Here is a 12,972-nt window from a genome sequence, read left to right as displayed (position 1 = left end):
ACGGTTGTCGGTTGCGCCGGCCAGAATGGCTGAGCCGAGAGGGGGCCCGATGACCGGGAGCGCGTACGAGGACTTCGACTACGAGGGAGAGCTGCCGATCGGCTGGAGGCGGGCTCTCCCCTGGCTCGAAGGGCACGCGACCGCCGACAGGGCGGAGCTCCGCTCCGTGCTCGCGGAGGCGGACCCCTCGGATCCGAGCGCGCGCTCGGCCGTCGTCGAGCACATCGTCGAGCACAGGTCCGCTTCGACCATGGGCGAGCTCTTCCCGTCCGTCCGGGTCCGCGGCCTGCCCGAGCGCATCGACAGCGTCCGGCTCGCCAACGTCCTCCTGAGGGAAGGACTCGTGGACTTCGAGGCACTGGCGCCGATGCGCGTCCGGGGACTCATGGTCGTGCGCGGCATGGGCGCCCGCAGCCTCACGGATCTCCTGAGCTGGTACGTCGGAGAGGCACTCCGGACCGGAGAGGACCGTGCGGCGCCGCTCGCCGAGCAGTCTCCGCCGTCTCGACGTTCCCGTCAGGCGGCCGAGGCCACCCCGCGCACGCGGCTCCTCGATGCGCTCCACCTCGCCTCCGCCTGGAACGAGGCGCTCGGCCTCAGCGACGAGCCGCTCCTCGCCGGTTCCCGGGACACGGCGAACGCTCCGGCCGAAGTCGTCGAGGCGTGGTCTCTGCTCGACTCGCTCACCTCTGCGGAGTGGAGCGGAGGAGCGCCGGCAGCGACGCTCGCCGAGCAGCTCGGAGTCCACCTGTCGGAGCTGGACGACCGTCAGCGGGTGATCCTGCTCGAGCGGCACACAGCCGGTCGCCGCGCGACCCTCGACGTCCTCGGGGAGCGGTTCGGCGTCACTCGCGAACGGGTCCGCCAGCTCGAGGTGCGCCTGCGCGCCGCTCTGCCCCTCTGGCTCGAGCGCGATCAGGCGCTGGCCTTCCGCGCCTCCGCGGTGAGGGCCCGCATCGGAGCGCTGTCCCACCTCGACGGGCTGTCCGACGTCCCCGGACTCCTGGACGAGATCGACGACGACGGCACGTCGGCGCTCGCCGTGCTGGACGCCGTCGACGACGGCTTCGAGGGCGACGGCGCCTGGTTCGCCGCGCCCTCTCTCGGGGCCGCACGCGCCGAGACGGCCGTCCGGTTCGCCGACCTCGTCGATCCTCACGGCGGAGCGACCCACGCGGAGGTCCTCGCCTCCTTCGCCGAATGGACGTCGCTCAGCGAGAAGAGGGTCGTCGAGTGGATGGCGATGCTGGGCCACGTCCGCATCGGGGACGTCTGGACGAGTTCGCGTCGGAGGTCGATCGGCGATCTCGCAGTCGTCCTGCTGAGCAGCGAGGGCGAGCCGAGGTCCGTCGACTGGATCGAGGCCGCGTTCGAGGGCGAGCGCGAGGTCCGGTCGATCCGCAGCGCCCTCGCCGCCGACGCGCGTCTGGTCCGGGTCGGCCGCGACGACTGGGCGCTCGCCGAGTGGGGCGGAGAGGCCTACACGAGCATCAAGGACGCCATCGCCGCAGAGGTGCGCCGCAACGACGGAGCGGTCGCGCTCGAGGCGCTCCTGGAGGATCTGCCGGAGCGGTTCTCGATCTCGGCGAACAGCATCAGGACCTACGCCGGAGGCTGGCCCTTCGTCGTCCAGGCCGGAGTGGTGCGCTTCGCGGAACGCAGAGCAGTCGTCCGGACGAAGCCGGGGATGACCAGGAACCTGTACTTCCTCGACGAGGGGCGCATCGCCTTCCGCATCGACGTCACCGGGGAGCACCTGCGGGGGAGCGGGACCATGCTCTCGTCCGGAGTCGCCCTCGCGCTCGGCGTGGCCCCCGGGGAGACCAGGCAGTGGAGCGGGGACGGGTGGGGTCTGACGATCACCTGGGTCCGCACGCAGCCGATGATGAGCACTCTCCGCGCAGGGCTCGCGACCATCGACAGCGCGGCCGGAGACAGCGTGCGGCTCGTCTTCGACGGTGAGCACGTGACCGTGGCCGGCATCGAACGGCCGGACGACCTGCTCGCCGTCATGGGCATCACCACCGCGGACTCCTCGACGATGGCCCGGGCGGTCGGCCTGCCCGAGGAGGCGAGCCGTGAGGAGCTCGAGGCCCGGCTGGAGGATCGGGGCGAAGGGGGGCTCGCGAGCGGGCTGGCTGAGGCCGACGGGGCGACCGACCGGATAACGGAAACGATTCTGCCTTGAGGGACTCGAGCCTCTGGCGCGGCGCAGGGGCGGTGCCTCTTCTTCGTCCGAAATAACGGCTTCCTTGAGAAACGTTCTTCGGCCTTCGCTTCGCTGAATGAAGAGGAGACCCTCGTCGATCTGAATGAGAGTTCGTCACCCCCCGGATGCGTGACAAGCAATAGTCTTCATTTGTGAAGACGAGGAAGCGGTGCTCGCGGCGGGCTCGATTCGCGAACTCGAGTGGATCCGTCTCTTTCTCGAGTCGCTCATGCCTGCGCGACCGCATCGAGGGGTGTCATGGCTGACCCAGCCGGGCCCTCTGAGTCGGGACCGTTCGATCTCGTCCCCGGGACTCGCACCACTCGTCGGGAAATCCATGCTCGATTCGGCGGGGACTGGCGGCGGGGGATCTCCGTTCCGAGAGATCATCGAAACATCTTCGTTTTCACAGATCCCGTCCGAGGCGCCAAGCACGGCTACGACGTGCACGAGGGCCTCACGCCGGAGGGTGTCTTCCTCTACACGGGAGAAGGCCCTAGCGGTGATCAGGATCTGAATTACAGCAATCGGGCGCTTCGAGACGCGGACGCGACATGCGTGCCGGTCAGAGTCTTCGCGGTGGACGGGACGTACGTCACGTACGTCGGGTTGTTCGTCCCGGACGACCCTCCGTATTCCGTGCAATTCGTTCCCTCGGTCGGTGACACGTCGAGAAGCGTGCTCGTCTTCGCACTTCTCCCGGTCGACGCCGACACGTCGCTCCTCGAGGCCGGAACGCTTCTCGGGAACGGTGCGCCGGAGATCTCCGAATGGCGAGAGCCTGCATTCGGTGAGATCGAACTCGCCGGAGGGTCGGTCGAGGCTCGATCCATGACGCGAGTCGAGTTCGAGCTGCAGCGGGACTTCGGTCGGTGGCTGATCAAGAACGACATGCCACCTCGACGAATGCGCTTGGCGGTTCGTGGTGGCCGAATAGAGCCCGACCTCTACGTCCCCTCGACGGGATGGATCGTCGAGGCGAAGAAGTCCACCGCGCGGTCGTTCGTACGCACCGCTATCGGACAAGTCCTCGAATACACTCAGCTCGCACGAGATCACCACGTCGAGGCGAAGCCCATGATTCTTCTACCCGGTCGGCCCGAAGTCGATCTCCTGAGGCTGCTGTCGGGTCTCTCCATCATCGCAGCCGTCCGCGACGGATCGGAGTTCGCCCTTCAGCATCCAACTCGGTGACTAGGGGCCTCGGAACTCGCATGATGATCGAGCCTCGATCGATGCGGCTCGATCGCATCTATGGTCGGGACCGATCATCGCGGAATCACTCCGGATCGCTGTCGAGTTCCGTGCTGGACACCTGAAGAAGGATCATCCTGTCGAGGACATCGATGTCGACGAGCCCGTAGAAGTCGACCATGTGCTCCATCCGGCCGGCCGCGGTCTGCATCGAGGCCAGTCGCGACACGGCGAGTACCTCTTGCAGAGGCACCTCCAGAAGGCGCCGGACCCCCAGCGGTCGGATGCGGAGTGCCGGCGTTCCCGCGATGCGCAGGGTGCGTTGGGACCCGAGGAGGGGGATCTCGAAGTCGTCGGCTTCGATGCGGCGGGAGTCGAGCAGTGAGGCGATCGCTCCGTTCATCGCCGCGTCCGCCGATCCGAGGATGGACTCGTCCTCCACAGTGCCCGCGATCAAGCGGCGGAGGCGCGATTGCAGGACGGGTCCTTCCGCCGCGATCGCCGCTTCGACCACTCCTTCGAGCGCGGACTCTTCGAGCAGCTGCGTGGCGGACAGGGCGGCGGGACGGACGTAGGCGATGTACTCCGGTTCGACGAGCCCGAGTGCACGCTCGGGAACCTGTTCCTCGGGGACGACGGAGACGGAGGCGCCAATGGTGCTTCCGGTGTCGTGCGACGCGTTCAGGCCGCCCGTCACCTGGAGGGTCGACTGCTCGACGACCTCGTCCGCCAGGGCGCGGATCTCGTCCTCGTCGAGGGCGGGCGTCTGGACGAAGGCGAGGAGTCGGCGGATCCTCTTCGTCGCGTCCCGGACGATCGCCCGACGATCACCGGTGACGGTGACGAAGGACCGGGCGAGCGCGCGTACGAGGGCGCTGTCGCCGCCGATCGACCGACGCTCGAACAGTTGGTTGAGGTCGCTCTCCGACAACGGGCCGAGCAGTTCGGGCTCCTGTCGGAACGCTTCGCCCTGCCACCACAGGCGAGCCCAGGTGTGACGGGTCAGGTCGCTTCCGATCCACCGTTCTTTGTTGCGGTGCCCGAACCGCCATTCCGTGACGTCGGGCAGCACCGCGAACGAGACGAAGGACCAGACGTCCCCGGTCGCCGCTTCGGCGAACGGCACGTCGATCAGCTCGCGGACCACGAACGCGGCCTCACGGTCGAAACGCCCGAGGTCGTCTCCGGCGGAGTCGGGGAATCCGTGGCTCTGCGCGAGAGCGGTGACCCGCTCCCGAAGGGTCTCGAACTCCTGCTCGTCGGCGCGGTTCCCGATCGCGCGCCAGTGGGCGTCGCGGATCAACTGCCGTCCGCTCGCGGACCTGTCGTTCTTGACCCGGTCCCATTCCCCTGCCGCGATCGCCCTGCTCAGCCTCGGCCAGATGATCACGAGAGCTGCCTTCCGACGCCGAGCGTGCGCACTTTCGACATGATCGCCGCCCGCCACATCGCCAGCTCGGAGGGGACGACGGGGACGGATCCGAGGTCGTCCGCCCGGGTGAGGAGTGAGCGGAGCACGTGACCGACTGTCTCCTCCTCCCAGTCGTTCTCCATCAGGTCGTGCTGAAGCATCGAGGCGGACTCCAGCAGCAGTCCGAGAACGCCTTCCTCGAGGCCGTCGAGCAGCATCTTCTCGCGGTCGGTGGGCCTCCTGGATCCGATGGCCTTCGTGAGTTCCGCATCGCGCTCGTTGATCTGCAGCCGGAAGCCCGCGAGGAAGGCCTGGTCCAGCTCCTGAGACGTCTCGAGGTGCCAACTGGCGGCGTTCGGAAGTCGCGTCTTGACGAAGTCGACGACCTCGACGGGGAACATGCCGATGGTGCCTTCGAGTGCCACCGAGTACCGGCGCTCAGCCAGCACGGAGCCGCGACGGCGGGCCGTCCCGGCTCCGACGTCCGCGTTCGGCAGAGCGACGACGGCGGTGGTGATCTCGACCTTCCCGTCGAGGCGGGCTCCCGGCATCGTGACCGTGAAGTCGGTGACTCCGGCGTCCGCGAGTGGAATCCGGGGAGCGGCCGCGCGGAACCTACTGGACGAAGAGGACCAGGAGACGGCGAGCGCCATCTCGCGCAGCGTCAGACCGGTCTCCGTCTCCACGGCGCGAGGGTCGATCTCGACGGAGCCGCGGATCACCAGGTCGATCGAGGGGTCCCACCCCTCGATCTCGTCCCGGAGAGGAACCCACGCGTCCCCGTCGAGGAGATCCGGCGCCGACCAGCTGATCGTCGCGGGTGAGGGTGTGCGATAGGGCGCGAGTGCGTCCGCCATGTCAGCTCTTCCAATCCACAGTGAGACGCAGGGCGGCGTCGTCGACGATCGTCACGGAGAGCCACCACCGACCCGCCGCATCGGTCTGCGGCGACAACACGGGTCCCTGAACGACGGAGGTGTCGCCCTCCTGCCGACGCCAGACGAAGTCGGGCGCTGCGGCGCCCTCGGGCGGGTCCTCTTCGAGGCCACCGCCGTCGAGGACGACCTGCGCCGAGGCGACCACGGTCTGCTCGTCCTCCGACGGGGGGACCTCGACCAACGCGCGCAGGACAGCGATCCCGTCCTCGACCACGACACTCGGACCTTGGACGATGCGCGGCTTCGTCGCGCGCCGACGCCGAGAGCCGCCGCCCCCGCCGCCTTCACCGCCGCCTCCCGAGCGCTTGTCCGCGACGGGACCGTCGGACCCGGCACCCGTCCCCGAGAAGCTGCGAGTGACGGAGCCGAGACGGGCGGCCAGTCGACCGAGGCCCGCCGTCTCTGTGGAGGACTTGAACGTCTTCTTCGGTCCCGTCTCCTTCTGGATCGCCCCCCGGAGGAATGCGCCCAGATTGTTGACGACGCCGAGGTCGGTGCCGCGCAGTCCGGCCGGTACCCACGCGTCATGAGTCGGAGGTTCGGCACGACCGAAGACGTCGTCGGCCTCTTCGGACCCGATGAAGACACCGGAGTAGCCGAATCGAGGGTCGGGGTGCTCTTCGCCGATGAAGTAGTCGACGACGAGTTCGACCCTGCGCATCCGTGCGATGTGACGGCGTGGCCCACTGATCGGACATGCCGCGTCGAACTCGTCGTCCTCGGAGGGAACGGCCGGGGACAGCTGCAGTGCCATCGTTCCCACGTCGAACGGCGCTCGCTGGCGGGTGTAACGGTGGCCGTCGAGTCGACGGGCCTTCTCGAGGGCCATCGCGAAGGGTGCGACCGTCGGAATCCGATCGGCTGAAGGGACCGCTTCCTGCTTCCCGTCGACACTCGTGGAGAGGAGGAGGACTCCTTCCGGCGCGGGGACCGTCTTCGGCCAGAGGTGCCAGACCATGGAGGAACGGAGGAAGGCGATCGCTTCATCGACGGTCCTCGGTCGTTCCAAGTCGAACATCCCCAGGTCGGGGTCGATGATGACGACGTCCGTCCCGTGCTCGCCCTCGGTGAATCCCGGCAGCCCCAGTCGCGCGGACAGGTCCGCCGCTTCGAACCCCGTCACCGGGTCGGGCACGCCGTCCACCACGTCGCCCCACCAGTGACGGCCCGTGTAGACGTCGTTTCCGTCCATCCACTTGTGCGTCATCGCTGCGCCCATGACTCGCCGGCCGGCCTTGCGATCGACCGCGTGGGTGTCGACCAGGATGGCGCTCGCCCGACTGACCGAGTAGTAGATGCCCTTGCCGAAACCGTAGGTCCCGCCCCCCAGCGACTGGTTCCGTGGCTCGCCCACGTTGCGGAGGAACTGGACGAAGTCGGGGCGCTCGTCCTCCTCGACGCGTGCATCAGCGCGCGCGGGACCACCGAGTCCCACGGTCCCTCGATCGCTGACCGTCATGACGAGAGTGTCGGGGGTCCATTCGGTCTTCTCGAAGAGTCCGCTCTCCGTCGGAAGCTTCGACTCGAAGTTCTCCTGCCACACAGCGGCACGATCACCGAGGCGGGAGATGTCGATGGAGAACCGGACCTCGAGCCCGGCCCGAGCGTCCCAACTGTTCTGAGCGGCTTCTCTCGCCAGGACGGTGAGGGGATCGAGTCTGGGCTGACCGAGTTGCTTCTTGATGCCGTCGGCAGCTGCCGAGCCTTCCGGCGCGAAGCGCTGGGACCACCATTCAGGCATGTAGGACCTCCTGCAGGAGTTCGTCGACACCGCGTGCCGAGGCGAAGGGAAGAAGCGCGGCGGTCCGCAGTCGATAACTCACGTCGGAGTAGTCCTCCTCGGCACTACCGGGCAAGGGGACGAGTCGGGGTGTCGTGTCTTCGACATCGAGCACGATGACGGAGCCCGTCCGGAATCGAGTCAGTGGAGGACCGTCGAACGCGGTCGACAAGCCGAGTAGAGCGAGCGGTCGGTCGAGATCGACGTCGTGAACCTCGCGGAGTCGCGCCGCGGTCTCGAGGACGGTGGCACCGTCCTCCGCTTCGAACACCTCGATCAGAAGGAGGTGCAGGCTTCGCCCGTCGTGCCTCGCCAACTGTCGGAGGCCGTGGACTTCGATGGAGTCCGAGTCCGCCACGGCCTTGACCTCGACGCAGCCGGAGGGGAACTCGAAGTCGTGCGGTTCTCGGAAGGGCCCACGCCAGGCGTCCGCGACGGTCGCGTCGATGCTCAGAGCCCGATCGAGAACGGCGAACTCCGCCGCGATCCCCATCTGCTCGATGAACGACAACCGCTTCCCTCGCTCCAGGGCGAGAAGACGCCGCCATCGGTCGATCGCTTCGAGAGCCGCCGCGCCCGCTGACCGCGGGTCGTCGACGCTCGCGATGACGTCCTCGATGAGGAGGTCGAACTCCGCGTGCACGGAGGAGTCGCCGCACGCGACGTCCAGGACGATTCCGCTGTCGACGCCGAAGGCCAGGTGGCGAACGGCGAAACGAACGGCGTCCCCGTCCCCCGGGAGCGACGGAGGTGCGATGACGAGAGGGACGAAGAGGTGACGTCGACCCTCACCGTCCACACCGAGACGGACACTTCTCGGACCCACGTCCTTCATCGGGAAGGATTCGAGCCGATTCCCCGAGGGACGGACGAGGACCGCCCAGGCGCCGGCGGTCGTTCCCGTCGGACTCACGCCGTCGTTTCCGCTTCGGTGTCCTCATCGACGCCTTCGACGCGATCGTCGGGCTCCTCGATCTCCATGTTCGACAGATCGACCGAGACCTTCGTCGCCGCGACGACGAGCTCAGGGGAACGCTGGCCCGGGAAGACGACGCCGATACCGACCGGGACGACCTCGGCGTCCATGGACAGGCGGAGTCCGTCCCTGCCGCCCAGCGCCCCACCCTTCGGAGCGATGAAATAGAGGACGAGCAGACCCTCCGCGCGGGCGACCGGATCGAGGTCTCTGAGCCTGATCAGGTCCTCCTCACTGGCCTTCCGCGCGTCCTGACGGGACAGACCGAGATCGGCGACACGGTCCTCCTTGCTCATCAGGGTCTTGATGTCGGCCCCCTCGAAGCTCTCCTTCCCGTTCACCCGGCCGCGCGTGACCATGTGCACGTCGAGATCCCCGACCTGGACGGGCTCACCCTCCGGGCTCTCGACGATCGCGACGGACCACGTCTCGAGGCTCTTCTCTTCAGCAGTGGTGCACTTCTCGATGTACTGCCGCATGAGGTCGGGATCGACGTCCTTCGACTCCGTGTGCACCGAGTAGTCCGACAGGAACCGCTGAACCAGATCCACCGGAACGTGACGGTAGAGTCGCGCTCCTGTCGCTCCGGTCTCCAGAGGTCGTTCCGATCCTCCGCACGCGTCGAGGAGTACGGTCGCGGCGTCGAGGTTGTTCTGCAGCCACGTCCGGTCGTGGTTCCGGAAGTACCGCGTCTGGAAGCGCCGCCCCTCGAACGACACGAATCGAGGGGAGGCGGCTCCCATCTTCGCGGTGATCCGCAGCGCCGGGTGCGTACTGATGCGGACAGCGGCCTGTTCCGGCGTGATGTCCTCCCGCTGGAATCGGTCGATGTCGTCGCGCATCTCGTACTCGACCCGGGAGAGATGGCGGAAGTTGTCTTGCAGCTCCGCCGTCATCCAGATCCGGGGCAGGTCCTCGTAGCCGGTCCGGTAGCCGAACCAGCGCCCCATCTGCATCAGAGTGTCGTACGCGCTGGCGGCTCGAATGAAGAAGCTGACGACCAGTCCTTCAAGGGTCAGGCCGCGCGAGAGAGTGTTTCCACCGACGGCGATGACGACCTGCGAGGGCCGGGAGTTGTAGTCGAGGCGATCGGTGCTGCGGAAGTTGTCGAGGACGACCCGGGACTCGTCGACGCTCGATCGCAGGAACGGGAGGATCTCGTCGAACGTCGAGACGGACTTCGTAGGATCCTCGAGGGGCACTCGCGTGCTCTCCGTCGCCCAGAGTGCGCGCAGTCGATCCTCCGTCCCGGACCCTTCAGTGGCGAGACCGAGCGCTGTGGCGCCCCGGTACTGCTCGATGACCGGTTTGAAGGCCTCGTGCACCGACGTCTTGACCGTGGTGTGCACCAGCATCGAGCTGTGGCCGCGGTCGCCGCGTGCTCGACGGGCAGCCGTCGCCAGCCAGAACCAGTCGAGCGCGTCGGCGAACTCGGCGGTCACCTCCGGTACGAAGGTCGCGGCGTCCTTGGTGCCGGGCCGCAGTTTCGCGACGTCGTCGTCCGGCACGATCCGCACCATGTCGTATCCGTCTTCGGGCTGATCGGTCGATGCCAGGTCGGACGTCACCGTGTCACGACCGAAGATCTTCTCGGGTCCGAAGTAGCCGTCAGGCCTTGGCAGGCTGAGGATGAAGTCCCGCGGGTACAGATCGCTCTTGTCGTAAGGGTTGATGAAGACATTGGCGAAGGGAGTCGCGGTGTAGCCGATGTAGGTCGACTTGGCGGCGAGGCCGAGCAGATCCGTGATGAGCGGATTGATGGTCGACGTCTCAACGGACGCCTGGTCCGCCTCGTCGTCGATCACGAGCATCGGGCGCTCCCGGAGCGCCGTCCGGGCCCCGTCCGTCTCGAGCCACTTCTTCAACTTCCTCAGGACGGAGGCGTTCTTCTTCACCACCGCGACTCCGGTCTTGTTCCCGGAGAGGAGCGCAGCAGCGTCGAACGGAGGGAGTCGGAAGTCGCGGTCGAGCTCGGTCAGTCGGAACCAGTCCTTCGCCGGAACCCGCGCGAGCGCTTCCTCCAAGCGCATCTGAGTCTGCTTGCGGAGGGCGTTGTGGATACCGGAGAGGACGATGATGAGCCCGTACTCGAGATCGGCCATCTTCGCCGCCGTGGCGAGGAAGTTCGTCGTCTTGCCGCTCTGCACGTAGCCCACCACGAGACCGCGGGTACCCCAGCCGGCCTTGTCGGGTCGTTCGGTGTGAGCGACGACCTTGTCCGACGAGCTGTTGACGCTCATCAGGCGGTCGTCGTTCCAGCCTTCCGAGCGGAACTGCTCGTACAGACCGCTCCAGAACTTGTCGTCCGGGGTGGGGCCCGGGTACCAGTCCGCTTTGCCCGCGGCGATGATGACCGGTCCGCCCGTCACCACTTTCTTCTTATCCGCTTCGAACCGATCGCGGAGCTGGGCGAGTACGCCCGCGTCCAGTACACCTGACATCGATTCTTCTGCGGCCTCGACGCCGTGCCGGCGCGCGTACGAGGCGAACATTCCGTAGAACAGGTCGATGCTGATCGAGACCACTTATCCTTCGTCGGACGATGATGCTCGTGCAGCCTATTGAGGCCCACCGACATGGGCAACTCGAAGTCGAACCGGTTCAGCTCGATGAAGCGGCATTCGAGTCGACCCTCAGAAAAGTGAGATCGAATCCGCTTCGCGAGGACCGGCGACGAGGACGTCGCCGTCCAACGCGCCGATGAGGTGAGTCGCGATCGCAGCGCCGAGCGGGATGGGCACGGCGTTACCGATCTGCTTCGCGATGGCCGTCCGGGACCCGACGAATCGGTAGTCGGTGGGGAAGCCCTGCAAGACGGCCGCTTCGAAGAGGGAGATCGACCGCATCGCTTCGGGGTGCAGGTAGCGGCCCTTCTCCGGCTTGAAGAACTCGGTCCTGATGGTCACGGCCGGTTTGTCCCAGTGCAGCCGTCCCATCACGTCAGCCGAGCCTGTGCGGTGGTTCCTCCAGCAGTTCGCCTGCAGCTCGTAAGGGAGGTCGAACCGATTACCGCCGGGCGGGATCCGGGCGAAGCGCTGGAGGGAGAGTGATGAGTAATTCCTCCCGGTGTGCAGTTCGAGACCGGAATACGGACCCTTGAGCAGTCTTCCCGCGAACTCGATCGACCGCTCGGGGAGGTCTCTCTCATCGATGGTCTCGAAGGAGATCCGGTGCTCTGCCATCAGAGCGTCGCGAACGGTCCGGTGACGTCCGAGATGGGAGGGCTCGGGGAAGCCCGGCGTGACGAGATCGCGACGGTGACCGATGAGTACGGCGCGCTTCCGTGCCTGGGGAGCGCCGTGGTCGGCGGCGTTCAGGATCCGGCACTCGAAGGCGTAGTCCTCGAGGACCTCTCCCGGCTGTACCGCCGCTTCGAACTCGCGGAACTGCGGCGACTTCATGAAGGCGGCGACGTTCTCCACGACGAAGTACTTCGGCCGCACGCGACTGATCGTCTCGGCGTAGGTCTTCCAGAGGTCGTTCCGCTCGTCCTCGACGTCCTGCTTGCCGAGGGTGGAGAAGCCCTGGCAGGGCGGACCGCCGATGACGATGTCGATGTCCGTCGGCATCGGTGCGTCGGCCAACCAGCTCTGAATGCTTCCCGCCCAGGCCTTGCCCCTGCCGAAATTGGCCTCGAAGGTTGCAGCGGCCGCGATGTCCCACTCGACAGCCGCGACCGTCTCGATCCGGGACGAGGCGGAGTGGAACCCTGCGGTGAGGCCGCCCGCGCCGGCGAACAGATCGAGGGTTCGAATCGGGCCGCGTTCCATGTGACAAACGTACTGTGACAAACGCACTGAAAACGGCGGCACCGCAGGCCCGAGGCGGTGGATCCTCTTACGCTCGGATCATGTCCTGGGCTTCGAGCGACGGCGTCCGGCGCTCGATGCGCAGCAACCGCGGCCGAGACACGAAGGCGGAGCTCCGCATCCGATCGGCGCTCCACGCCGCGGGACTCAGGTACCGCCTCCAACGCAAGGTGCCGGGGTCGTCCCGGCGCACCATGGACGTCGCCTTCCCCCGACAGCGCATTGCGGTCTTCATCGACGGCTGCTTCTGGCACGGTTGCCCGGTGCATCACACGGTGTCGAAGACCAACGCCGGCTTCTGGGCGGAGAAGGTGACGAGGAATCGCGAACGGGACCGCGACACCGACCGACTACTCCGAGAGGCAGGCTGGATCGCACTTCGTTTCTGGGAGCACGAGGACCCCGACGAGGTCGTCCGGGTCGTCACGGAGACGGTCGCGTCCCGACGAGTTCAGTGACGCTCCCGCCTCCGCCCCCTCTTTGACGCCCCACCCACCCCCGTGTTACGTTCGCTCTCGGACATGTGACTGGTCGTGCAGGCAGGATCCGACGAAACGCGTAATGAGCGTCGTCGGGTCCTTTTTTTGTGCCCGGACGCCTCCTGACGCTCGGCCGGAGCACCGATGACGGTGCCGGAGGGGGCGGGGACGGCGAC

At 67.1% G+C, this 12,972-nt stretch carries 9 protein-coding genes; 3 read left to right on the top strand and 6 right to left on the bottom strand.

Annotated elements, in window-relative coordinates:
- Positions 1-49 precede the first annotated feature (49 nt).
- Positions 50-2,188, top strand: a complete 2,139-nt coding sequence (locus GTU71_RS09490; RefSeq protein ID WP_159939755.1) for a sigma factor-like helix-turn-helix DNA-binding protein — start codon at positions 50-52, stop codon at positions 2,186-2,188.
- 279 nt (positions 2,189-2,467) lie between these two features.
- Complete coding sequence (locus tag GTU71_RS09485; protein WP_159939754.1) at positions 2,468-3,403, top strand: hypothetical protein; 936 nt, start codon at positions 2,468-2,470, stop codon at positions 3,401-3,403.
- A gap of 85 nt (positions 3,404-3,488) precedes the next feature.
- Here GTU71_RS09485 and GTU71_RS09480 read toward each other — a convergent pair whose 3' ends face one another.
- From GTU71_RS09480 to GTU71_RS09455, 6 genes are all read right to left on the bottom strand, one after another.
- Positions 3,489-4,793 (bottom strand): hypothetical protein, encoded by a 1,305-nt coding sequence (locus tag GTU71_RS09480; RefSeq protein WP_159939753.1) that lies wholly within the window; start codon positions 4,791-4,793, stop codon positions 3,489-3,491.
- The gene (locus GTU71_RS09475; protein ID WP_159939752.1) at positions 4,790-5,671 is read right to left on the bottom strand and encodes a hypothetical protein; all 882 of its coding nucleotides are present in this window, start codon (positions 5,669-5,671) and stop codon (positions 4,790-4,792) included. The genes GTU71_RS09480 and GTU71_RS09475 overlap by 4 nt, the downstream gene beginning before the upstream one ends.
- A gap of 1 nt (position 5,672) precedes the next feature.
- A complete protein-coding gene (locus GTU71_RS09470; protein ID WP_159939751.1) occupies positions 5,673-7,493 on the bottom strand; it encodes a hypothetical protein in 1,821 nt (606 codons plus the stop codon).
- The gene (locus tag GTU71_RS09465; RefSeq protein ID WP_159939750.1) at positions 7,486-8,445 is read right to left on the bottom strand and encodes a PD-(D/E)XK motif protein; all 960 of its coding nucleotides are present in this window, start codon (positions 8,443-8,445) and stop codon (positions 7,486-7,488) included. Before GTU71_RS09465 ends, GTU71_RS09470 begins: the two co-directional genes overlap by 8 nt.
- A complete protein-coding gene (locus GTU71_RS09460; protein ID WP_159939749.1) occupies positions 8,442-11,033 on the bottom strand; it encodes a Z1 domain-containing protein in 2,592 nt (863 codons plus the stop codon). The genes GTU71_RS09465 and GTU71_RS09460 overlap by 4 nt, the downstream gene beginning before the upstream one ends.
- A gap of 108 nt (positions 11,034-11,141) precedes the next feature.
- Positions 11,142-12,278 (bottom strand): DNA cytosine methyltransferase, encoded by a 1,137-nt coding sequence (locus GTU71_RS09455; RefSeq protein ID WP_104226076.1) that lies wholly within the window; start codon positions 12,276-12,278, stop codon positions 11,142-11,144.
- An 80-nt stretch (positions 12,279-12,358) separates the two neighbouring features.
- Between GTU71_RS09455 and GTU71_RS09450 the strand changes: the two genes are divergently transcribed.
- Complete coding sequence (locus GTU71_RS09450; RefSeq protein ID WP_104296099.1) at positions 12,359-12,775, top strand: very short patch repair endonuclease; 417 nt, start codon at positions 12,359-12,361, stop codon at positions 12,773-12,775.
- The last annotated feature ends 197 nt before the right edge of the window (positions 12,776-12,972 follow it).

The sequence above is a fragment of the Rathayibacter sp. VKM Ac-2762 genome (assembly GCF_009866585.1).
In the GTDB taxonomy this organism is placed as follows: domain Bacteria; phylum Actinomycetota; class Actinomycetes; order Actinomycetales; family Microbacteriaceae; genus Rathayibacter.
This window is presented reverse-complemented; position numbering and strand designations above follow the sequence as displayed.